Here is a 23,358-nt window from a genome sequence, read left to right on the forward strand (position 1 = left end):
CGCCTCAACCCTCGCGTTTGCGCTTGGCTAGACGCAGCCAGGTATCGACCACGGTGTCGGGATTCAGCGACAACGACTCGATGCCTTCCTGCATCAGCCACTCGGCCAGGTCGGGATGGTCCGACGGCCCCTGGCCACAGATGCCAACATACTTGCCCTTGGTCCGCGCGGCTCTGATCGCCATCGACAGCAGTTTCTTGACTGCCGGATTGCGCTCATCGAACAGGTGCGCCACGATTGAGGAGTCGCGGTCCAGCCCCAGGGTGAGCTGGGTCAGATCGTTGGAGCCGATCGAGAAGCCATCGAAGATTTCGAGAAATTCCTCGGCCAGCAAGGCGTTCGATGGCACTTCGCACATCATGATGATCTTCAGGCCGTTCTCGCCCCGGCGCAGTCCGTTGCCGGCCAGGACCTCGATGACCTTGCGGCCTTCTTCCAGGGTCCGCACGAACGGAATCATCACCCACAAGTTATCCAGTCCCATGGTGTTGCGGACCTTGAGCACGGCCTCGCATTCCAGTGCGAACGCGGCGGCGAAACTCGGATCGACGTAGCGGCTGGCGCCACGGAAGCCGATCATCGGATTTTCTTCATGCGGTTCGTAGTGGCTGCCACCGATCAGGTTGGCGTACTCGTTGGACTTGAAGTCCGACAGGCGCACGATCACCGGATGCGGCGCCACCGACGCGGTCAACGTGGCGATGCCTTCGGCCAGACGATTGACGTAGAAGCTGACCGGATCGGCGTAGCCGGCGATCTTTGCATCGATCTTCTGCTTGGTCGCCGTATCCTGCTGGGCGTAGTTCAGCAGCGCGTTGGGATGGATGCCGATGTGCGCGGCGATGATCATCTCCAGCCGCGCCAGACCGATGCCGGCATTGGGGAGTTGGCCGAAATCGAACGCGCGCTCCGGGTTGGCCACGTTCATCATGATCTTCAATGGCGCTGGCGGCATGTTATCCAAATCGGTGCTGATGCACTCGAAGGGCAGGCGTCCGGCGTAGATGTAGCCGGTGTCGCCCTCGGCGCAACTGACGGTGACGTCCTTGCCGTCTTCGATCAGCGCCATCGCGTTGCCGGTGCCGACCACCGCCGGCACGCCCAGTTCGCGGGCGATGATCGCCGCATGGCAGGTGCGGCCGCCGCGGTTGGTGATGATCGCCGAGGCGCGTTTCATCACCGGCTCCCAGTCGGGATCGGTCATGTCGGCGACCAGCACGTCGCCAGGCTGCACCCGATTCATGTCGTCCAGACTGCGCACCACGCGCGCGACACCTGCGCCGATTTTCTGCCCGATGGCGCGGCCTTCGGCAATCACTTCGCCGCGCTGTTGCAACGCGAAGCGCTCGATCCGGGTGGCATGGCTGCGCGATTTCACCGTCTCCGGGCGCGCCTGCACGATGAACAGCTTGCCACTGACGCCGTCTTTGGCCCACTCGATGTCCATCGGGCGCTGGTAGTGCTGCTCGATCACCAGTGCCTGCTTGGCCAGTTCCTGCACGTCTTCGTCGCTGATCGAGAAAGTATTGCGCAATGCCGCAGGGGTGTCCTCGATGCACACGCGCTCGCCTGGTACCTCGGAATACACCATGCGGATCGCCTTGCTGCCGAGCGAGCGGCGCAGGATCGCCGGCTTGCCGGCCTTCAGCGTGGGCTTGTAGACGTAGAACTCGTCGGGGTTGACCGCGCCCTGCACGACCATTTCGCCCAGGCCGAAGCTCGCGGTCACGAACACCACCTCGCGGAAGCCCGATTCGGTGTCGAGCGTGAACAGCACGCCGGATGCACCGACGCCCGAGCGCACCATCAGTTGCACGCCAGCGGACAAAAACACGTCCTCGTGTTTGAAGCCATGGTGTACGCGGTAGGCGATGGCACGGTCGTTGTACAAGCTGGCGAACACGTCCTTGACCTTGTGCACCACATCGTCGGCGCCGGTCACGTTGAGGAAGGTTTCCTGTTGACCGGCAAAGCTCGCATCGGGTAGATCCTCCGCGGTGGCCGAGGAGCGCACGGCCACGGCCACATTGCCGCCGCCGTTCTGGCTGCATAGTTGCGCATAGGCGTGGCGGATGGCCTGATCCAATGCCGGTTGCAGCGGCGCGTCAATGACCCAGCTGCGGATTTCCTTGCCGGCGGCAGTCAGCGCAGCGACGTTCTCCACATCGAGGGTGGCGAGTTTGTCGAAGATGCGGCGATCAAGTGCGTTGTGCGCGACGAACGCCTTGAATGCATCTGACGTGGTGGCGAAACCGCCCGGCACCGACACGCCCAATCCGGCCAGATTGCCGATCATTTCGCCAAGGGATGCATTTTTGCCGCCGACGCGGGCCAGATCGGCCAAGCGTAGCTCATGCAACCACAGGATGTTCTCGTTCAAGTGCGATGCTCCGTTTGGGCCATCGCCCGAGCCGGGCTGAATGGCCACGTCCGTGAGGGGGAAAATCGGTATCATGCAATGCACACTCGCACAGTGCGAGTGGGTGTATCCGTTGCGTGCCAGCCAGGAGCATGCAGGTCATGTCGACGATCAGACCGGTGTTCTATGTCTCCGATGGAACCGGCATCACCGCTGAAACCATTGGGCATAGCCTACTCACCCAATTCATCGGTTTCAACTTTGTTACCGACCGCATGGCATTCGTGGACGATGCGGTAAAAGCCCGCGAGGCGGCACAGCGGATCCATGCCGCGGGCGAGCGCTACCAGGTGCGGCCGATCGTGGTGAATTCCTGCGTTGACCCGCAGTTGAGCGTGCTGTTGGCCCAGAGCGGGGCGCTGATGCTGGATGTGTTCGCACCGTTCATCGAACCACTGGAGCGCGAATTGAACGCCCCGCGGCACGCGCGGGTGGGGCAGGCGCACGGCATGGTGGATTTCGAGACCTATCACCGCCGTATCAATGCAATGAATTTCGCCTTGACCCACGACGATGGCATCGCGCTGACCTACGACGAAGCCGATCTGATCCTAGTGGCCGTCTCGCGCGCGGGCAAGACGCCGACCTGCATCTATTTGGCGCTGCACTATGGCGTACGTGCAGCCAACTATCCCTTGACCGACGAAGATCTGGAGCACGACCGCCTGCCGCCGCGTCTGCGCGCTTATCGCAACAAACTGTTCGGACTGACCATCGATCCGGAGCGCTTGCAGCAGATCCGTCAGGAAAGGCGGCCGAATTCGCACTATGCCAACTTGGAGACGTGTCGGCGCGAAGTCGCCGCGGCCGAGAGCATGTTCCGCATGGAACGGATCTCAACCTTGAGTACCACGCATACCTCGATCGAGGAGATTTCCAGCAAGGTACTGACCACGTTGGGGTTGCAGCGCGAGATGTTCTGACAGCAGGCTCAGGCATGCCGGACTGAGCGGCGCAGAATCTGGCTGAACCGGCAGACTCGCGTTCGCAACGCGGATTTCCACAGTAGGCCTGCTGGTCCGATCCGTCAATGCTGCCGCTTACATCCTCCAGCGTGTAGGATCGGGGCATGCCGCACGCCCTGACCCGCAGCGAACGTATCCCCCGGCTAAGCCGATTTGCCTGGCTGATGGGGTTGTATGCCGAGAACTATCAGCACCTCAATCGCCTGTTTGTGCCGGCCGATCTGGCCGTGGGCAGTTACGTCTCCAGCATTGGTGACGGCCTGGACCTGCGCCTGGACGTGATCGAACACCATCGCTACACCGTCGAACTGCGCATCACCTACGACCTGTGCGACCCGGTGACCGGCGAGCCGGACCCGTCGGCCTATGTGCGTCTTTACCGCGACGCACGCCAAGCCGAAACCACCCACTGCTATGTCGGCCGCCGCTGGCAGGACGTGATGGGCTTGTATCCGCCGCCAGCCGAACTGATCAGCCACCGCATGCGCATGAATACGTTTCTCAGCAAGTGGCTGGAGTACCTGGCCGAGCGCGGCCACGGCGTGGCCACACTGAAGCCGGCGCCGCCGTTGCCACGCCTGCGACACGATACGGCGGCTCCCACCGTCTAAACGCCGCACTGTGCGGCATACTGCGCCACCGTCCATCGCCCTGCCAGCGCATGCCTTATACCCCCATCGTCGCTACCCTCGGCTACGTACTTTCTCCAGACCGCTCCCGGGTGCTGTTGGTCCACCGCAATGCACGGCCCGGCGACCAGCACCTGGGCAAGTACAACGGCCTGGGCGGCAAGGTCGAGGCGGACGAAGATGTATTGGCCGGAATGCGCCGTGAAATCCGTGAGGAGGCTGGCATCGAGTGCGAAACCCTGCAGTTGCGCGGCACCATCAGTTGGCCCGGCTTCGGCAAGCAGGGCGAGGACTGGCTGGGCTTCGTGTTCCTGATCGATGCCTACAGCGGCGAACCGTATACCGAAAATGCCGAGGGCAGCCTGGCCTGGGTGCCGGTGGCGCAGATGGCCACGCTGCCGTTGTGGGAAGGCGACCGCCATTTCTTGCCGTTGGTGTTCGACGACGATCCGCGTCCTTTCCATGGCGTCATGCCGTACCGCGATGGACGCATGCTGTCCTGGCGCTATTCGCGGGTGTGAGCTGTACATATCGGTGTTGGCGCGCGCGCTGGTTGTCCACAACGGCTGTGGATCGATGCCGGACAAGGCTGTGGGCAACGTCGACAAGTGGTTGAAATCGCTGGTCGCATGCGGTGAGTGGCGAAAAAATCGGCAGACGTCGGCACGGTTCTCCACAGCGGCTGTGGATGGAATCGCCGCAGGTCTGTGGATAAGCGCGGGACTGGTTTGCAGCGCAAGGCGGGTATCGATGTTGGCGAAAATAGTGCCAGGACCGTCACAAGAGCGTGGCCGCCTTGCAGACAGAGTTGGGAATGACACCAATTACTGCGCGGTCCAGCCGCCATCGATGGCGATGGTCTGCGCGGTAATGTTGCGCGCGGCAGGGGAGGCGAGGAACGCCACGCAGCCAGCCAATTCGTCATAGTCGATGAACACCCCCTTGGGCATCGGCTTGAGCATTACCTGTGCGATCACGTCCGCTGCGGAAATGCCACGAGTGCGGGCTTGGTCGGCGATCTGCTTGTCCACCAGCGGCGTTTTGACGTAACTGGGGCAGAGCGTGTTGATGGTGATGTCGGTATCGGCGGTTTCCAGTGCGATCACCTTGGAGAATCCGACCAGCCCGTGCTTGGCCGCGACATAGGCGCTCTTGTAGGGGCTGGCGACCAACGAGTGGATGCTGCCGATATTGACGATGCGGCCGAAACCGCGTGCGCGCATGCCTGGCAACACCGCCTGAGTCAGTCGTGCCACGCCGGTCAGCATCACTTCCACAAGCAGGCTCCATCTGTCCATCGGAAAATCCTGCAAGGGTGCCACGTGCTGCAAACCGGCATTGTTGACCAGCACGTCCACCGGGCGCGACAACGTGGCCAGGGCTGCCTCGATGCTGGCCGCGCTGCCGACGTCTAACGCCACCGACTCGGCCGAACCGCCGGCCTGACGCAATTGCGTGGCCACTGCGGCGGCGGCGGCAGCGTCGAGGTCGCTGACCACGATGTGACGGTCACTGGCGGCGAGTTCACGGGCGATGCCCGCGCCGATGCCGCTGGCGGCGCCGGTGATCAGGACAGTCTGCATGGGGAGTACCTGTGCGAAAGTGGGGCGTTGAGCGTAACAGCGCACGCGGCAGATCGTAGCGGCGGCGCTCGCCAGTGCGGCGACACCACGCTATCCTGTATCTGTCACTAGGACGCCTGCGTCGAATCCGCCACACATGCCGATGACATGTCGATGAAACGTCATTTCTCGATGTTGCGCGAGTTCCGGCTGGCCGATTGGTTCACCCTCGGCAATGCTTTCTGCGGGACTGGCGCGGTGTTCGCGGCGATGCGTTTTCTACAGGATGGCCGATGCAGCGACCTGCTATTCGGGATGGCGCTGATTCCATTGGCGTTTGTGTTCGATGCCTTGGATGGCCGGGTGGCGCGTTGGCGCAAGTCGGCTTCCACCCTGGGCCGCGAATTGGATTCGCTGGCCGACGTGATTTCCTTCGGTGTCGCTCCGGCGGCGTTGGCCTACGCCTGCGGCATGCAAGGCGGCTGGGACTGGCTGGTGCTGAGCTTCTTCGTGTGTTGTGGAGTCAGCCGCTTGGCGCGCTACAACGTCACCGCCGAGCAACTAGCCGGCGATGACGACAAGGTTCCGTATTTCGAAGGAACGCCGATTCCCAGCAGCCTGGGCTTGGTGATGGTGCTAGCGATGGCGGCGCATTTTGGCCGCATCGGCGATGCGTTGTGGTGGGGGCAATGCCGCCTCGGCCCTTGGTTGCTGCACCCATTGGTGCTGTTGTTCGCGTTGTCCGGATCGTTGATGATCAGCAAGACCCTGCGCATTCCCAAGCCCTGAGCTGCGACGTATTGCTATCATCGCCAACAGGCTTGGGAGAGTGGCGATGAAAGCTAGCGGTGGCACGAGCCCCGGCGATTTCGAAGCAATGGCACGGCAATACTGGGACGCCTGGAGCGCCATATTGCGGCAGGGGAGTGCAGCATCGGCGGCAGCGCCGATGCGCGAGAACGGTTCCTGGCGCGAGGCGATCGACGCCTGGGCGCAATGGCTGCCGCGTAGCACGTCAACGCACACCGAGGACGCTGTCGCACGGTTTCAGCAGCATGCCGGCGATTGGCTCGGTGCGATGCAGCAAGTGGCCGTCGGCTTCGCCGGACGCGACGCCAGCAGCGCCGAGGTGGCCGATGCCTGGAAGCGGCAGGTACAGAGCCAACGCGAGCAATGCCTGCAGTGGTTGCTCGGTTCGCTGGCGGGCGCTGGTCAGGCCACGCTTGACCCGTGGCTGCAGCAAGCGGCGCACTGGATGCAGGGGGTGCAACGCGACAGTAGTCCATGGCTGCAGATGCCGGGGTTCGGCCCGGCGCGTAATCATCATGCGCGTTGGCGGGCGCTGACCAAGGCGCAGCAGGAGTATCTGGCGCAGTCGCAGTCTTATATGGCGCTGCTGCATGCTGCCATTGACCGCGCGTTCCTCGTGTTCGAGGAGAAATTGCGCGCACACGAGGACCCAGGCCGGCAATTGACCAACGCGCGTGCGATGTTCGACCTGTGGATCGATGCCGCCGAAGAAGCTTATGCGGCAGTGGCATTGTCACCGGAGTTCCGTCAGGTCTACGCCGATTTCGCCAATGCGCAGATGCGGCTACGGGGGCTGCTGCAACGCGAGGTCGAGCAGGTTTGCGAGCAAATGGGCCTGCCGACGCGCACCGAGTTGGATGCCGCGCATTGCCGCATCGCAGATCTGGAGCGGCGCCTGCGTCGGCTGGAGCGCGGCGCGGGGCAGGGGGCTGGCACGGCGCGCCCGTCAGTGACGGAGCGTGCCCCAGCCGCCGCCCTCTCGACGTCACCGACCGCGCCCGCTAAACGCACCGTGTCCAAAAAGACAGCAGCGAAGACGGCTCAGGCCATGCCGTCGGCAACTGCCAAGGCGCACCGCAGCGTCGGCGCGTCACCGCCACGCCGGAGCCGCGCATGAAGGGGCCACTGAGTTTCAGCAGCGACGATCTGCTGCAGGAAACCCTGGAACTGCAGCGCAAGTTGCTCGAGGGCATGCGGGTATTGCCTGGCCTGGACGAGGTGCAGTACGGGGCCACTGCACGCCAGGAAGTATGGCGCGATGGCAAGGTCGTGTTGTACCGCTTCGTCGGCAGCAAGCCGCCGACAGCCAAGGTGCCATTGCTGATCGTGTACGCCCTGGTCAACCGCCCGTACATGGTGGACCTGCAGGCCGATCGTTCCCTGGTACAGGGCTTGCTGACACTGGGCGAGGATGTGTACGTGCTGGATTGGGGCTACCCCGACCGATCCGAGCGCTATCTGACCCTGGAAGATTACTTGCTGCGCTACATCGACGGTGCTGTGGACCATCTGCGTGACAGTAACGCTAGCGCGCCAGTGAATGTCCTGGGCATTTGCCAAGGCGGCACGTTTTCGTTGTGCTATGCCGCGTTGCGACCGGAGAAAGTGCGCAATCTGGTCACGATGGTCACCCCGGTGGATTTCCACACACCGGACAACATGCTGTCGAACTGGGTACGCCAGGTCGACGTGGATCTGTTCGTGGATACCTTGGGCAACGTACCAGCCGACCTGATGAACGTCAGTTACCTGATGCTCAAGCCATTCCGCTTGAATCTGCAGAAATACGTCGGTCTGCTCGACATCCTCGACGATCCGCAGGCGCTGGAGGATTTCCTGCGCATGGAAAAGTGGATCTTCGACTCGCCCGACCTGGCTGGCGAGACATTCCGCGAATTCGTCAAACAGTTCTATCAAGACAATGCCCTGGTGCATGGCCGCGCACGGATCGGCGACCACACGGTGGATCTTGGACAGGTGACGATGCCGGTGCTCAATGTCTACGCCGAGCAGGACCATTTGGTGCCGCCGGACGCCTCGCGGGCGTTGCGCGGGGTGGTCGGTAGCCACGACTACGCCGAACTGAGTTTCCGCGGTGGACATATCGGCATCTACGTCTCTGGCCGTGCCCAGCGCGAAGTGCCGGCATCGCTGCATCGCTGGCTGGCCGAGCGCGACGGTGGACACTGAGCTTGCCGTCTACCGTAGTTCGTCCATTCGGCAGCGCTCTGAGAGCGTTTCATGTCGAAATGACGGATTTGCGTTGTCGCATCACCATGTTTGTCGCGCGGGCCCATGCGGCGAACACGACAGACAGGCGGTGACGATCTGTTCCAGTCGCTTACAGAGAGGGAGTTGAGTTGGCATAGTTAATTTCATGTGATTATTCAGCAATGCATTTGTAGAGCAATATCCCTGGATGAGCCTTGATGCAGCACTTCCTCACATGATGCTGTGTCGTGTTCGCGTCAGCTTCACTGAATTTCAGCTATACGAAACGTGATGTCTGGTCGCTGTCGAGATCGGGCTCAGCACGGGTGGTGAGAAGCCACTGCTGACTCAGTGCGTGTGCATGCCCATGAAAGACACCAAGCGTGGATCTGAGATCCACGTCGAACGTCTGCTTGGGGTGAGCAACCGGCAGCCAAGGATCATGGTGCTGGAGTCGTTGCAAGACGATATTCTGGTGGAGCGTTTGCATAGGTATGATTCACGTTGCCCCCGGCGTGCGAACCCTGGGGTGGTTGCCCGCCTAGTCGGGCCAGCGATGGTTCGCATCGACCTGCCCCGACCATGTCCGCATCCGACTCCAGCCCCGACCATTCGTTGCCTGTAAGCGTCGACTCGGACGCGCCTACGGGCGTGTCCAACCGGAGCAGCGATATCTTCTTCGCTGCGGTGCAGACCACGCGCATGCCGATGATCGTCACCGATCCGAACCAGCCGGACAACCCGATCATCTTCGTCAATAACGCTTTCCTGGAGATGACCGGCTACAGCAAGGAGGAACTGATCGGCAATAATTGCCGCTTCCTGCAAGGGCCGGACACCGACCGCGAAACCGTGCGCAGCGTGCGTGATGCGATCGCTTCGCACACCGAAGTGGCTGTGGAGATCCTCAACTATCGCAAAGACGGTTCCAGCTTCTGGAACGCGCTGTACATCTCTCCGGTCTACGACGAGTGCGGCAAGCTGGTGTACTTCTTCGGCTCGCAATTGGATGTCAGCCGCCGCCGTGATGCCGAGGATGCCCTGCGTCAGGCGCAGAAGATGGAGGCTCTGGGCCAGCTCACCGGGGGTATCGCGCACGACTTCAACAATCTGCTGCAGATCATGTCCGGCTATCTGGAGCTGATCGAGCATGCGGTGCAAGGCGAGTCGTCCACTCCGCTATTGTTGTCCAAGAGTGTGGAGCGTGCCCGCGATGCGGCCAGCCAGGCGGCGCGGTTGACCCAACAATTGTTGGCGTTTGCGCGCAAGCAAAAGTTGGAAGGACGCGTACTCAATCTCAATGCGCTGGTAGCGGGGATGAGCGATGTGGCAAAGCGCACCCTCGGCGACAGCATTGCATTCTCGCTGGAACTGGCCTCGGATTTGCGCAATTGCCGGATCGATCCGACACAGGCCGAGGTCGCGTTGCTGAACATCCTGATCAACGCACGCGATGCGATGGCCGAGCAGTCCGTGCCGCGGTTGGTGATTCAGACCCGCAACGTGTCGGTGCGCGTCAACGAACCGACGACCTACGATAATCTGCTACCCGGTCACTACGTGTGCGTATCGGTCACCGATAACGGCAGCGGCATGCCGCCGGAGGTGCTGGCCCGCGTTCTGGATCCGTTCTTCACCACAAAGGATGAAGGCAAGGGGACTGGCCTTGGCCTGTCGATGGTGTATGGCTTTGCAAAGCAATCCGGCGGTGCGGTGCGTTTGTATTCCGAAGAAGGCCATGGCACCACCGTGCGCTTGTATTTCCCCATCGACGACAACGTCGAGAACATGGCGCCACGCGACTCGCGCGCACGTCGCCCATTCGATCGCCAGGGCGACGAGACCATCCTGATCGTCGAGGATCGGCCGGATATCGCCGACTTGGCGCGCCTGTTCCTGGAAGATCAGGGCTACGTCACGCATGTGGTGTACAACGCGCGCGAAGCGCTGGCGTTGATCGATACCGGTATCCATGTGGACTTGCTGTATTCGGACCTGATCATGCCCGGCGGCCTCAATGGGGTGATGCTGGCGCGTGAGGTGCGGCGCCGACAGCCGCGCATCAAGGTATTGCTGACGACCGGCTATGCGGAGTCCTCGATCGAACGCACCGATGCCGGTGGTAACGAATTCGAAGTGCTGGCCAAGCCCTACAACCGTCAGGAGTTGACCCGCAAGGTCCGCATGGTGTTGGATGGTCCGAACGGAACGGAGTGAGTTGAACGGGACAGGTCTGCGTGCGCCTGTCAACGGGTTCCCCGGTGGCGCGCGCACTGCGAAAATAGCGGTTTTCCGCAAGGCGGCTTCGGCCGGACGCAATGCACGACACTCAGCTCGCCCAGCAGATCGCCAATACCATCGCCGCGGAGATCGGTGCGCAACCAGCGCAAGCACGCGCGGCCATCGCGCTGCTCGATGAAGGCGCCAGCGTTCCGTTCATCGCGCGCTACCGTAAGGAAGTCACGGGCGGCCTGGACGATACCCAGCTACGCAATCTGGAAGTGCGTCTGGTCTACCTGCGCGAACTGGAAGAACGCCGTGCCGCGGTCCTGAGCAGTATCGCCGAGCAGGGCAAGCTCAGCGATCAATTGCGCGCGGAAATCGTCGCCGCCGACACCAAGTCGCGATTGGAAGACCTGTACCTGCCGTACAAGCCCAAGCGGCGCACGCGCGCGCAAATCGCCCGCGAGGCCGGGCTGGAACCGTTGGTCGATGGACTGCTGGCCGATCCGTCGCAGGTGCCGGAAACGGTTGCCGCCGGTTTCGTCGATGCAGACAAGGGCGTGGCCGACGTCAAGGCGGCGTTGGAAGGCGCACGCGCGATCCTGATGGAACGCTGGGGCGAAGATGCGTCGCTGGTCGGCGAATTGCGTACCTGGTTGAGCGAGGTCGGAGTGATCCGCGCTCGCGTCGCCGAAGGCAAGGAGCAGGAAGGTGCCAAGTACCGCGATTATTTCGATCACGCCGAAGCGCTGGCCAAAATTCCCTCGCACCGCTTGCTGGCCCTGTTCCGTGCGCGCCGCGAGGACATCGTCTCTCTGGAACTGGACCCGGGCAGCGACCCTGACGCTGGCCACCAGTATGCCGAGGGGCGGGTCGCATTGCGTGCCGCTATCGCCAACCAGGGCCGGCCCGGTGATCGCTGGCTGCTCGATGCATGCCGCATGACTTGGCGTGCCAAGTTGCACATGCATCTGCTACTGGATCTGTTCAACCAGGCGCGCGAAAAAGCCGAGGCCGAGGCCATCGCTGTGTTCGGCGACAACCTGCAAGATTTGATGCTTGCCGCGCCGGCAGGCCCGCGCGTGACCTTGGGGCTGGACCCGGGCATCCGTACCGGTTGCAAGATCGCGGTGGTCGATGCCACCGGCAAGTTGCTCGCCACCGAGACGATTTATCCGCACGAGCCGCGCCGGCAATGGGATCAGGCGTTGCACACCCTCCAGCAGTTGTGTACCCAGCATGGCGTGGAATTGATCGCCATCGGCAACGGCACCGCCAGCCGCGAGACCGACAAGCTGGCGGCGGATCTGATCAAGCAGAATCCGCAGCTGTCGCTGGAAAAGATCGTGGTCAGCGAAGCGGGCGCTTCGGTGTACTCGGCCTCGGAATTGGCGGCAAAGGAGTTCCCGCAATTGGACGTATCGCTGCGCGGGGCGGTGTCGATCGCGCGGCGTCTGCAGGACCCGTTGGCGGAACTGGTCAAGATCGAGCCGAAGGCGATCGGCGTGGGTCAGTACCAACACGACGTGGACCAGTACCGCCTTGCGCGGGCGTTGGATGCCAGGGTGGAGGACTGCGTCAACGCGGTGGGCGTGTACGTCAATACCGCCTCGGCGGCACTGCTCTCGCGGGTGTCGGGGCTTTCGTCCAGCGTGGCCGAGAACATCGTGCGTCACCGCGACGACAATGGTCCGTTCAAGCGGCGCAAGGATCTGCTGAAAGTGTCGCGGCTGGGCGAGAAGACCTTCGAACAGTGCGCCGGCTTTCTGCGCATTGCCGATGGCGAGGAGCCGCTGGATGCCTCGGCAGTGCATCCGGAAGCGTATCCGGTGGTGGAGCGCATCGTCGGCGCCACCGGCAAGCCGATCAAGGCGCTGATCGGCGATGGCAGTTTCCTGCGCAGCCTCAAGCCCGATCAGTTCACCGATGCGACGTTCGGTGTGCCGACCGTACGCGACATCCTCAAGGAACTGGAAAAGCCAGGTCGCGACCCGCGTCCGGAGTTCAAGGCTGCACGTTTCGCCGACGGCGTGGAGGACATCAAGGATCTCAAGCCTGGCATGGTGCTGGAGGGGGTGGTCAGCAACGTCGCCGCTTTCGGCGCATTCGTCGATATCGGCGTACACCAGGATGGCTTGGTGCATATCTCCGCCTTGTCGGACAGTTACGTCAAGGATCCGCGCGAGGTGGTCAAGGCCGGCGATATCGTCAAGGTCAAGGTGCTCGAAGTGGATGTGGCGCGCAAGCGCATCGCACTGACCAGGCGCCTGGACGACACACCGGCACCGACACGGGCAGGCGAACGCGACGGCGGCGCACGCGCGCCCGCCGGTGCGGTGCGTCGCGCGCAGCGCGGCGGCAACCGGGAAGGCGGCAACGCCAAAGCACGGCCCCCTGCTATCGCACCGGCCAACAACGCCCTGGCCGACGCGTTCGCGCGGGCAAAGCGCGGCTGAAGAAGACGCTGGCTGCCGACTGATGTCGGCAGTCCGCAGGCTCAGGCTGGTTCGGTCTTGGAGCTGGAGCCTTGTTCGGTGACCGGCGCTGGCGAAACCAGCGAGGCTGCCAGCTCGATCAACTTCAACGGATCCACTGGTTTGCCCAGGTGTGCATCGAAGCCGGCTTCCAAGGCCAACGTACGATCTTCGCTGCGCACGTAGGCGGTCAGTGCGACTGCGGGAATGCGGCTGGTCGCGCCGGCCCCGCGTGCGCGGATGCTGCGAATCAGGCTGTGTCCATCGCGGCGCGGCATGCCCACGTCGCTGACCAGCAGCGCATAAGGGCGCTCGCGCAACAGTGCCTCGGCGTCGTCGGCGGATACCGCGATTTCGACTGTCGCACCGGCTTCTTGCAAGAAGCGCTGGGTGACGCCGCGAGAATCCATGTCGTCGTCGACCACTAACACGCGGACTCCGTCCAGACGAATGCCGCCAGCACGCAAGCCGCCGCTGGCGATCGCGCCGCCTTCGTGGCTGCGGATCTGATCCAGTCCATGTAGGTCGTTGCGTGGTAATAGCAGGGTAAAAGTCGAGCCGAGGCCGAGGCCATCGCTGATGACCGACAGTTGCCCATGATGCAGTTCCGTCAATTGCTTGGCGATGGACAAGCCCAGGCCGAGTCCACCGGCACTGCGCGTACTGCTGGCATCGGCCTGACTGAAGCGGTCGAATACGTGCGGTAGAAACAGCGGTTCGATACCCAAGCCTGTATCGCTGACCTCGATGCGCATATGGGTGCTGCTGTTGCTCAGCGTTACCGTGATCTTGCCTGTGCTTGGAGTGAACTTGATCGCATTGCCGATCAAATTGGTTAACACCTGCTGCAGGCGTACCGTATCGCCCAGATACGGGGGGAGCGGCGTGCTGTCGGCGACTAAAACGATATCGACGCCCTTGTCTTCGGCACTGGGCCTGGCGGAGTCGATCGTTTCCCCGATCAGAGTGCGCAGATCCAATTCTGTCGGTTCGAGGCGGACCTTGCCGGAAAGAATGGCGCTCATGTCCAGCAAGTCGTCGATGATCTGCGCCTGGGTATGGGCGCTGCGCTCGATCACCTGCAGGCCCTTGCTGATATCTTTTTCGAGCACCTCCGTCTCTTGCTGCATCAGCCGCGCCCAGCCCAGGATCGCATTGAGTGGGGTGCGCAATTCGTGACTCAATGTGGCCAGAAATTCGTCCTTCATGCGGCTGGCCCGTTCGGCTTCGCTGCGTGCATTCTGTTCGGCGTCGAGCAGTTGCTGCAGGCGTAGGTCGGTTTTACGGCGTTCGATGATAATGCCGGCCAGCCGCGAGGCCGAGCGGGCCAGCTCCTGTTCGTGTGCGTTGGGGTAGTGCACGAACGGGAAATACAGCGCGACCGAGCCCAATACATCGCCATCGCTGGCGATGATCGGGGTAGAGCAGCAGGCGACGATGTCGGCTTCAACGGCCACGGTCAGATAGTGTTGCCAGTGCGCATCCAGGCGTATATCGCTGCACAGCACTTGCCGGCGCAGGTGGACCGCGCGTCCGCAGGAGACTGTGTTGGCATCGATCGGCAGGCGATGGATGGCCTTGCGGAATCCGGCCGGCATGCTCGGTGCCGCTCCCTCCAGCAAACATTGCTGATGCTCGTCGACGAGCATGATGGTGCAGCGCAAGCCCACATCGCTCTGCGCTTCGATACCGTGCGCGATTGCTTCGAGCACCACGTTCAACGGTTTTCCAGTGGTGATCATCTCCAGCGCCGAGCGCTCGGCGGCGGTGGCGTGCTCGATGCGCTTGCGTTCGGCGATGTCCATCAACGAGCCGATGAAGCCGAGGAACTGGCCCGATGAACTGAAGCGAGGAGTCGCGGTATCCACGCACCAGCGGTACTCGCCGTCGTGGCGGCGCAAGCGGTATTCGATCGTGTAGGCGCGGCGGTCGTTTGACGCCCGCGCCAGCATGCGCCCGGTCGCGGCGACGTCGTCGACATGGATCTTTTCCAGCCAGCCGGCCCCTAGTGCTTCCTGTTCGCTCTGGCCGGTGTAGAGGTACCACTGGCGGCTGATGTACTCGTAATCGCCATCGGCATTGGACATCCAGATCATGACCGGCGCGTTGTCACATAGGTTGCGAAAGCGCAACTCGCTTTCCTGCAGGCGCTGTTCGACCATGCGGCGGTCGTGGATGTCGGTGTTGGTGCCGATCCAGCGTACGATCTGGCCAGCTTCGTCGCGGATTGCCAGGGCACGCCCAAGGTGCCAACGATAGTTGCCGTCATGACGGCGCAGCGGATACTCGATTTCGTAGGGTTCGCCGCTGCGCAAGGCTTCCGGCCACACCTGCATCATCCGCGCCAAACCTTCTTCGGTATGGACCTTGCGCCAACTGTCGTAGCCAGTTTCGCCGACCGGCAGACCGGTGTATTCGTACCAGCGTTTGTTGAAGTAGTCGACTTGGCCGTCTGGCATGGTGGTGAACACGATCTGCGGCATTGCATCGGCCAACTCGCGCAGGCGTGCCTCGCTGCTGGCCAGTTCCGCCTGCGCGCTCGCCCGTTCCATCGATTCCCAGCAGCGTGCCGCCACCAGCCTCACCAGTTCGATTTCCGCCGGCGTCCAGACGCGTGGATAGTTTTGGTGCACGCTGATCATCGCGACCAGACGTCCGGCCTTGTGTAGCGGCGCGGTCAATACCGCACGCAGCTCCAGGCGCCGTTGATCGAGATCGTCCAAGCGCAGTGGAGGAGTATGGGATCGGGTATCTGCTACGACCCAGGGGCGGTTCTCGCGCAGGCAGTCGAGCAGATCGCTGCCGAACTCGCTCAAGCATGAGCGTCCAGTGCGGTGAGCGGCACCGTCGACGTAGTCGGCGCGGACATCGAAGGTGTCTTCGTCGGGGGCGACGATCGCGTAGGCACAGCGGTTCGCACGCAGATGCTGGCCGAGCATCGCCGCGCCGGTTTCGCAGATAGCCTCGGCGTTGTCCAGATTCTGCAACGTGTCTTCCAGCATCAGCAGGAAACTGTCGTGCGGCTGAGAACGAATCTGCTCGGTACGATCGATGCCATGCACCAGCACTCTGGTGACTTTGCCATCGGCGTCGCGCATGGGGTGGTAGACACAGTCCACATTGGTTTCCGACATCGCCCCGTGTGCGGTGCGGCGCAGGTTGAAAGTCATCGACTTGCCGGTGAACGGCATGCCGCTGGCACGCACGGTGTCCAGTAGTTGCAGGAAGCCTTGCTGGTGGATCTCCGGGATTGCCTCGGCTAGCGGTCGGCCGACCAACTCGCGTGGCCCGATCAGTTCCTGATAGCGTGGGTTAACGCTTTCGACCACGTAGTCGGGGCCGCGCAGGATGGCCAGTGCGGTGGGGGATTGCTCGAAGGCATCGGCCATCTGGGTGCGTTGCACGTCCAGATCACTCAGCAATGTATCTCCCTCGCGCGCCTGGGTGGTGTGTACGGTGTCTTCCATGCAAACGCACAGCACACCGCCGATATCGCCGTTGTCGTCGTAGAGCGGGCTATGGGAGAAGGTGAAATACACCTGCTCGCTGTAGCCGTTGCGCAGCACCGTCAGCGGCATGTGCGCGTTCCAAGTGGATTGCCCGGTAGCGAAGACCTGTTCGGCCTGCGCATTCACTGCCGACCACACGTCCGGCCACACCTCTTCGGCTGGGCGTCCGAATGCAGCGGGGTGGCGCAGTCCCAGAAGCGGGATGTAGGCATCGTTGTACAGGCGACTCATCCGCTCGCCCCAGCAGATCACCATCGGGAAACGCGACGCCAGGCAGATGGACAGGGCGGTCCGCAGGCTTTGCGGCCAGTGTTCCATGGGGCCCAGTGAGTGGTTGGGCCAGTCGATTGCGCGCAACAGCTCACCAGTGACGCTGCCGGCAGGAAGCCGGACAGCAGGCGGTGAACGGTCGTTTGCGTTGATGGCAGTGTTCCTCGAATGTAGCATGTCGCGGTGACAAGCTTGCAATTAAGGATTCTCAGGGACGTGCGGTCATCTTGGTGTGAGCGTCTTCCAATGCTTTGATGAGCTGCTCGGACAGATAGGGTTTGGTCAGCACCACGCCCGTGGCGAAACCCGCCGGCAGGGACGCGGCGGCCACTCCGGTGGCCAGCACGTAGGGCGTGGCGCGTTCGGTCAATACCCGGGCGACTGTCTCACTGGTTTCGCCAGCTGCCAAGCGGAAATCGAGGACCGCCCGATCCGGACGTTCGCTGTCGATCAACGCCAGGGCTTGCTTCACCGACGCAGCGATACCGACGACATCGGCACCGGCCTGGGCAAGCTGTAACTCCAGAAGCGTCGCGTTCATTTCGTCGTTCTCGACCACCAAGATACGCAGGCCCCGCAATGCCGACATCGCTTGCTCGTTAAAGTTTCAGAAATGAGAGTATAGCGGCAGCGGCAATCCCGCCGTGTAGACTTGCTACTGCATCCCGCCGCATGATTGAAGCGGGCCCCTATGGTGTTTTGGTAGTCGAGTCGGCTATACTTGTCGGCCGCGCCGAAGTGGCGGAATCGGTAGACGCAGCGGACTCAAAATCCGCCGCCCTTAAAAGCGTGTGGGTTCGAGTCCCACCTTCGGCACCAGCACATTGTTTCATGGCGTCCGATAAGGTCCAGAAACTTCAAAGAAACCCGCAACTTAGCGGGTTTTTTTGTGTCTGATCGTCCAAATGCGTCCAAGGATATGTGTTGCAATCTGGGGGCAAGTGGGGGCAGATTTGGGGGCAGGCGGGCCGTGATACATTTTCCATGGCCCCAGTTGCCCCCATTCTGGTTGCCCCATTACGAGTCCCCCATGCCACTGACCGATACTGCGATCCGCAAGGCAAAGTCCGCCAGTCGCACCCAACGCTTGTTCGATGGCGGGGGCATGTACCTCGAAATCACTCCTGCCGGCGGCAAGTGGTGGAGGTTGAAGTACCGCGTTGGCGGCAAGGAAAAGCGGTTGTCCCTTGGCACCTACCCCGATACTGGGCTTGCGGCTGCCAGGGTAAGGCGCGAGGAAGCCCGCAAGCTCCTGGCTTCCGGCATAGACCCGAGCGAACAGCGTAAACAGGTCAAGCAGGAGCAGATTGCTGCGGTGGCTGCTTCTGGCGAGACCTTCAAGTCCGTCGCTCGCGAGTGGATGAGCCGCCAGACTGTTGCTCGCGTCACGGCCGATAAAAACCGCTGGCTGCTGGAGACGTTTCTGTTCCCCGAGATCGGCAGCCGGCCCATTGGCGAGATCACGCCCCGTGAGTTGCTGGACGCCCTGCGCAAGATTGAAGCCACGGGCAAGCTGGAAACTGCCGGCCGCGCCAAGATCAAGGCCGGCCAGGTATTCCGTTACGCCATGTTGGAGGGCAAGGCGGAGATTGATCCGACTGCCAGCTTGCGCGGGGCGCTCAAAGTCGCCAAGGCTCGGCACCATGCCGCCGTAACCGATCCAGTCAAGATCGGACAGTTGTTGCGCGCCATCGAGGGTTTCAGCGGGCAACCCGTGACCCATGCGGCATTGAAGCTGGCCCCGCTGGTGTTCGTGCGCCCCGGCGAGCTACGGGCGGCGGAGTGGGGGGAAATCGATCTGGATGCCGCCATGTGGCGTATCCGGCCCGAGCGCATGAAGATGAAGGCGGCGCACTTGGTCCCGCTATCCGGTCAGGCAGTGGCGATTTTGCGCGACTTGCACGCGCTGACCGGTGGCGGCCACCATGTGTTTCCGGGTCTGCGCCCGAATCGTCCGATGTCCGAGAGCACGATTAATGCCGCACTGCGCGCCCTGGGATATGCGAGTGATGAAATGACCGGCCACGGCTTCCGCAGCATGGCGGCGACGCGGCTCAATGAAATGGGCTGGAATCCTGATGCCATCGAACGGCAGCTTGCGCACGCCGAGACAAACAAGGTCCGCGAGGCATATACGTACGCGGCGCAGTATCTGCCCGAGCGCGTGCGCATGATGCAGGCATGGGCGGATTATCTGGACGGCCTGCGCACGGGCGGCAACGTCGTGCCGCTGCGAGTCAAGGCTGGCTGAGCTTCCATCGAATACCCGCACCTAGCCGATGGGGTGAAAAGCCGGGCACCCTGCCGGCTTGGTGTGGGAACTTTCTCTTCAGGGGCGCAAGGGTGTGCCATGTCGACCGAAGTGGAGCTTCAAAGCCAGCTACGCACACGCATAAGCAATCTGTGTGAGTGGCTTTCAGGTGCGCTAGAGATAGGCGAGGTGCGCCGAGTCGAATCTGTGATGCTCGCAAAAAAAGCCTTGTATGTATGGCTCTGCGAACGCTGGGACAATAACGAAGGAGATAAAGAAGGTGCGCTCGCCTACGCACTGGAATGCTACGTGGAATCTGGCCCGGCTTGGGCACGCGAAGAATCTTCGCTTGAAGCTGATCTTTCCATTACTGCGGATCCCCCTTGGGAACTGAGCGAGTTCCATCTATTGGTCGCATCATTCTTGGCCGATCAAGCACTTTTGGCCTTCAATCGCGGATCAAAGAAGCAATTAATTTTGTCTGCGATGCTCTATGCCGACGCTGTTGAATGCCGAGAATACTGGAGCCATATACGCGGACCTGCTGGTGCGCGAAATCCGGAAACCATGCTGGGTGAAGTTCATGCTGCGGCGAGGTCGCTGCATGAAAGGATCGCTGTTGACAAAGAGCAGAGAAGCCGCGCCAGGAGAGCCGTTGCAGCCAAACTCAGGAATGACCCCAAGCAAGTCGCAAAGTCGCAGGCGTTCAAGATGTGGCAGGACTGGCAATCGGGAAAAGCCGTGCATACTTCCGGGGCGGCATTCGCACGTCACGTGGTGGGAACACTGCCCATTGATGACACAAACACGGTACAGCGGTGGATGAGGGCTTGGCGAAAAGTAGGCGCATCCGGTAACGCCTAGGCGCATGCAGTAACGCCTAGGCTTTACGAGTAGGACCATATAAACGCTTGTCCGAGGTGTATTTAATAGGTGTCGCCCGGCCCAATGGTGGCCGAAACGAGACGATACCGTGCACCACATTTCACTCCCCGAAACCGGGTTTCTGCGACTTCCCCAGATCGTCGGCCGCGCTGCCGATCCCGATACCAACACCACGGCTATCCCGGCACTGATCCCGGTTTCCCGGTCGACCTGGTGGGCCGGCGTGCGCTCTGGCCGATATCCGCAGCCTGTCAAGTTGGGCGAACGCTGTACCGCCTGGCGTGTGGAGGATATCCGCGAGCTGATCGAACGCACTGCCAGTGCAAAGGCGGCGCCATGACCCAAAAACGTCGCAGCCCGCACAAGGCGGCCCACGATGCACACGCTGGCGCGCTGGGTGCATGGCGAGTGTACGGCCAGGCCGACAGGAGCGGCACGTCCCTGCCGGACAACTGGCGCGACCGGCTGCCTGACCCTGCCGATTACTACCGCCAACATGTTGCCAAGCTAGGCAGGCCGAATGGGAGCGGCTGGGCGCAGGGTGTTTCCCCCTTCCGTGATGAGCGTGAGCCGTCCTTTTCCGTCTGCCAGACCAATCCGCGCGGCCCCTGGCGGGACTTCGCTACTGGCGAGACCGGTGACCTGGTGAGCTTCCATATGCGCCTGACCGGCAAGCCGTTCAAGGAAGCCGTGGCCGACCTGCTGGCTGGGGTGCGCCGATGAACGCGATTCCTGTTGAGACCCCGCATGCCGCCGCACGCCGCATCCTGGGCCACTTCCTGGCCGAGTGCTACCAGCCGACCGGTCTACACGAATACCGCGATGCTCAGGGCAATCCGGTGTTCTGGCGCGCGCGCTGCAAGCACCCCGATGGCCGGAAGGCAATCCGGCCCTTCCGTTGGAACGGGACGCGCTACGTCCCCGGCGAGCCGCCCGCGCCACCGGAGGGCAAAGTGCTGTACCGCCTGCCAGAACTCCTGGCCGCCAATCCCGGTGCCATCGTCTACGTGGCGGAGGGTGAAGCCTGCGCCGATGCCTTGGCCGCCCTGGGCCTGCTGACCACCACGTCCGGGAGTAGTTCCAGCGCCGGGGCGGCAGACTGGACGCCACTGCGCGGTCGTCGGGTGCGCCTGTGGCCCGACAACGACGCGTCGGGACGCAAGTATGCCGTCGATGTGGCCGAGCGCCTGTGCGCGCTGGGCTGCACGGTGGAGGTGATCGACATTGCAGCCATCGTCCCGCCCTTGCCCGATAAGGGCGATTGTGTGGACTGGCTGTCCGTCAACCTGGAAGCCGATGCAATCGCGATAGGTTCATTGCCACTGGTGCAGGACGCGTCGGATGCAGCGTGCGCGGAGACATGCCACAGGCCACATGTCGAATTGATACGCGGCAACAGGCTGATACCTGAGCCAGTAAAGTGGATATGGAACGGCTGGCTGGCCGCTGGCAAGCTGCACATCCTGGGAGGCCAGCCGGGGACGGGTAAGACCACTATCGCCATGGCGATGGCTGCAACCGTGAGCAGGGGAGAGAGGTGGCCGGACCACTCACCCAGCCGGTGTGGGAATGTGGTGATCTGGTCCGGTGAGGATGATGCGCGCGACACCCTGGCTCCACGCTTGCTCGCCATGGGCGCGGACATGGCCCGCGTCTATTTCGTGCAGGGCGTGCGGGAAAAGGGCGAACGGCGTGCATTCGATCCGGCGATAGACAGCGATGTGTTGCAGGCCGAACTGGATAATATCGGTGACGTGGTGCTGTTGGTCATCGACCCCATCGTCTCTGCCGTGGCTGGCGACTCGCACAAAAACGCCGAGGTACGGCGTGGATTGCAACCGCTGGTCGATCTTGCCCAGAACCAATGCTGTGCCTTGTTGGGTATCACCCACTTCACCAAGGGCACAGCGGGCCGTGAGCCAGTGGAGCGCATTACCGGGTCGCTGGCTTTTGGTGCATTGGCCCGGTTGGTCATGGTGACGGCCATAACCCAAGCGAGAGACGGCGAGGCGGCTAAACGGTTCCTGGCGCGAGCCAAGTCGAACATCGGCCCGGACGGTGGCGGCTACGTGTACGACTTGCAACAGGTGGAACTGCACGATTTCCAAGGCGTCATTGCATCATCAGTGCGATGGGGCGCAGCCCTGAAAGGAACGGCGCGGGAGTTGCTAGACGATGCCGAGCGGCAGGACGACGGCCAACGGCAGGATGCCGCAGGCTTCTTGCGCGAGCTATTGCGCGATGGGATGCAATCGGCGAAGGACGTGTATCGGGAAGCCGGCGAGGCCGGGTTATCGGTCGATGCGATAAAACGGGCAAAGGTGAAAATTGGAGCGGTGGCGGTGAAGCGTGGCGGCCACTTTGGCGGTGGCAGGCAGGAATGGGCATGGCAGTTACCGGCTGACAACTGCACTGAAGGGAGTGAAGGGAGCGCACAAAATGATGCGCCCCCTTCAACCTCTTCAGGCGATGGAGTGCTCCCTTCATGGAATCAATGAACGCCATCGGCTTGCCCGAACTACACCCGCAGGCATCGTGTCGCCATGGTGGCGGATGGGCTTTTCACGATGTTGCTGCCTGCCTGCATGCAGTTAGATCGAACGTGACGCCGCCGACACAATGCAATCGGATGCTCAAGAATCTTTTTGCCAGTGTCGTGTTGGTACGAAGCGACACTGTAGGAAAATTCCTACAACACGGCAGTCAGAATTCTGATTCTCCTGGCCTGCCAGCGACGAGAGACTATGCATGCCGGACGCGGAGCCATGATGGCCGCTCATCCCGCGTGGCGCTTGAGCAGCGCCAAGCCGGCATCGCGCTATCGCGATCACGCCCTGGGTAGTAGGCTGTTTCTCTCCCTTCCCACAGGTGGAACTATGGCTGTGCGACCTCCGTTTGCCACGCCGTCCCGTGTAGCGCTTCCCCTGCTGNTGGATGTTCGCGCATGAACACGCCGACCAACGCTCCGACCAATGAACCTCCTGGCATTCACCTGATTGGGAATATTCCCGTCGATGCCCATAACACCGTGCATATCGATACCCGTAAGCCGATACCGTTCAGTACGCATACGTTCGGGGCTGGCTGTTACGACACCTATGGCTGTAAGGTGCTGTACAACGACAGGTACGAGGCCAATTATCCGGACGA

At 62.2% G+C, this 23,358-nt stretch carries 17 protein-coding genes, 1 tRNA gene and 1 pseudogene; 15 read left to right on the forward strand and 4 right to left on the reverse strand.

Going from position 1 to position 23,358, the window contains the following annotated elements; all coding sequences use genetic code 11:
* Positions 1–4: 4 nt before the first annotated feature.
* Positions 5–2,380, reverse strand: a complete 2,376-nt coding sequence (ppsA, locus tag XalbCFBP2523_RS03005; protein ID WP_045765805.1) for a phosphoenolpyruvate synthase — start codon at positions 2,378–2,380, stop codon at positions 5–7.
* Positions 2,381–2,520: 140 nt separating this feature from the next.
* Between ppsA and ppsR the strand changes: the two genes are divergently transcribed.
* From ppsR to XalbCFBP2523_RS03020, 3 genes are all read left to right on the forward strand, one after another.
* Positions 2,521–3,342: a posphoenolpyruvate synthetase regulatory kinase/phosphorylase PpsR gene (ppsR, locus tag XalbCFBP2523_RS03010; protein ID WP_045757280.1), complete on the forward strand. Its 822-nt coding sequence runs from the start codon at positions 2,521–2,523 to the stop codon at positions 3,340–3,342.
* 146 nt (positions 3,343–3,488) lie between these two features.
* Positions 3,489–3,995, forward strand: coding sequence for a DUF1249 domain-containing protein (locus tag XalbCFBP2523_RS03015; RefSeq protein ID WP_012916142.1), 507 nt, complete (start codon positions 3,489–3,491; stop codon positions 3,993–3,995).
* A gap of 50 nt (positions 3,996–4,045) precedes the next feature.
* The gene (locus XalbCFBP2523_RS03020) at positions 4,046–4,534 is read left to right on the forward strand and encodes an NUDIX hydrolase (RefSeq protein WP_045765804.1); all 489 of its coding nucleotides are present in this window, start codon (positions 4,046–4,048) and stop codon (positions 4,532–4,534) included.
* Positions 4,535–4,837: 303 nt separating this feature from the next.
* Here the strand turns inward: XalbCFBP2523_RS03020 and XalbCFBP2523_RS03025 are convergent, their stop codons facing one another.
* Positions 4,838–5,596 (reverse strand): 3-hydroxybutyrate dehydrogenase, encoded by a 759-nt coding sequence (locus XalbCFBP2523_RS03025; protein ID WP_045765803.1) that lies wholly within the window; start codon positions 5,594–5,596, stop codon positions 4,838–4,840.
* 153 nt (positions 5,597–5,749) lie between these two features.
* Between XalbCFBP2523_RS03025 and XalbCFBP2523_RS03030 the strand changes: the two genes are divergently transcribed.
* The 5 genes from XalbCFBP2523_RS03030 to XalbCFBP2523_RS03055 all read left to right on the forward strand — a co-directional run bounded on the left by XalbCFBP2523_RS03030 (position 5,750) and on the right by XalbCFBP2523_RS03055 (position 13,275).
* Entirely contained in the window at positions 5,750–6,364 is a 615-nt protein-coding gene (locus tag XalbCFBP2523_RS03030; RefSeq protein WP_045756876.1) for a CDP-alcohol phosphatidyltransferase family protein, read from the forward strand.
* A 46-nt stretch (positions 6,365–6,410) separates the two neighbouring features.
* A complete protein-coding gene (phaE, locus tag XalbCFBP2523_RS03035; RefSeq protein ID WP_045765802.1) occupies positions 6,411–7,502 on the forward strand; it encodes a class III poly(R)-hydroxyalkanoic acid synthase subunit PhaE in 1,092 nt (363 codons plus the stop codon).
* Positions 7,499–8,575, forward strand: a complete 1,077-nt coding sequence (locus tag XalbCFBP2523_RS03040) for a class III poly(R)-hydroxyalkanoic acid synthase subunit PhaC (RefSeq protein WP_045765801.1) — start codon at positions 7,499–7,501, stop codon at positions 8,573–8,575. The genes phaE and XalbCFBP2523_RS03040 overlap by 4 nt, the downstream gene beginning before the upstream one ends.
* 603 nt (positions 8,576–9,178) lie before the next feature.
* A complete protein-coding gene (locus XalbCFBP2523_RS03050) occupies positions 9,179–10,813 on the forward strand; it encodes a hybrid sensor histidine kinase/response regulator (protein WP_012916136.1) in 1,635 nt (544 codons plus the stop codon).
* Positions 10,814–10,914: 101 nt separating this feature from the next.
* On the forward strand, positions 10,915–13,275 hold the full coding sequence (locus tag XalbCFBP2523_RS03055) for a Tex family protein (RefSeq protein ID WP_045765800.1): 2,361 nt from the start codon (positions 10,915–10,917) through the stop codon (positions 13,273–13,275).
* A 41-nt stretch (positions 13,276–13,316) separates the two neighbouring features.
* Here XalbCFBP2523_RS03055 and XalbCFBP2523_RS03060 read toward each other — a convergent pair whose 3' ends face one another.
* Together XalbCFBP2523_RS03060 and XalbCFBP2523_RS03065 are read right to left on the reverse strand one after the other, a co-directional pair.
* Positions 13,317–17,120 carry a PAS domain S-box protein gene (locus XalbCFBP2523_RS03060; protein ID WP_230599075.1) on the reverse strand — a complete coding sequence of 1,268 codons (3,804 nt, stop codon included), beginning with the start codon at positions 17,118–17,120 and terminating at the stop codon, positions 13,317–13,319.
* A gap of 160 nt (positions 17,121–17,280) precedes the next feature.
* Positions 17,281–17,661: a response regulator gene (locus XalbCFBP2523_RS03065; RefSeq protein ID WP_012916133.1), complete on the reverse strand. Its 381-nt coding sequence runs from the start codon at positions 17,659–17,661 to the stop codon at positions 17,281–17,283.
* Between the two features lie 143 nt (positions 17,662–17,804).
* Between XalbCFBP2523_RS03065 and XalbCFBP2523_RS03070 the strand changes: the two genes are divergently transcribed.
* The 7 genes and pseudogenes from XalbCFBP2523_RS03070 to XalbCFBP2523_RS03100 all read left to right on the forward strand — a co-directional run.
* Positions 17,805–17,891: transfer RNA gene (locus XalbCFBP2523_RS03070), tRNA-Leu, on the forward strand.
* A 211-nt stretch (positions 17,892–18,102) separates the two neighbouring features.
* Positions 18,103–19,323, forward strand: coding sequence for a tyrosine-type recombinase/integrase (locus XalbCFBP2523_RS03075; RefSeq protein WP_104629893.1), 1,221 nt, complete (start codon positions 18,103–18,105; stop codon positions 19,321–19,323).
* Between the two features lie 99 nt (positions 19,324–19,422).
* Complete coding sequence (locus XalbCFBP2523_RS16230) at positions 19,423–20,187, forward strand: hypothetical protein (protein WP_146084023.1); 765 nt, start codon at positions 19,423–19,425, stop codon at positions 20,185–20,187.
* Between the two features lie 109 nt (positions 20,188–20,296).
* Positions 20,297–20,548 carry a helix-turn-helix transcriptional regulator gene (locus XalbCFBP2523_RS03085; protein WP_045756875.1) on the forward strand — a complete coding sequence of 84 codons (252 nt, stop codon included), beginning with the start codon at positions 20,297–20,299 and terminating at the stop codon, positions 20,546–20,548.
* Entirely contained in the window at positions 20,545–20,931 is a 387-nt protein-coding gene (locus XalbCFBP2523_RS03090; RefSeq protein WP_045765796.1) for a CHC2 zinc finger domain-containing protein, read from the forward strand. The genes XalbCFBP2523_RS03085 and XalbCFBP2523_RS03090 overlap by 4 nt, the downstream gene beginning before the upstream one ends.
* The gene (locus XalbCFBP2523_RS03095; RefSeq protein ID WP_080928102.1) at positions 20,928–22,706 is read left to right on the forward strand and encodes an AAA family ATPase; all 1,779 of its coding nucleotides are present in this window, start codon (positions 20,928–20,930) and stop codon (positions 22,704–22,706) included. Before XalbCFBP2523_RS03090 ends, XalbCFBP2523_RS03095 begins: the two co-directional genes overlap by 4 nt.
* A 446-nt stretch (positions 22,707–23,152) precedes the next feature.
* Positions 23,153–23,358 (forward strand): annotated as a pseudogene (locus tag XalbCFBP2523_RS03100) (hypothetical protein); the annotation flags it as partial.

This window comes from Xanthomonas albilineans (genome assembly GCF_002939705.1).
GTDB lineage: Bacteria > Pseudomonadota > Gammaproteobacteria > Xanthomonadales > Xanthomonadaceae > Xanthomonas_A > Xanthomonas_A albilineans.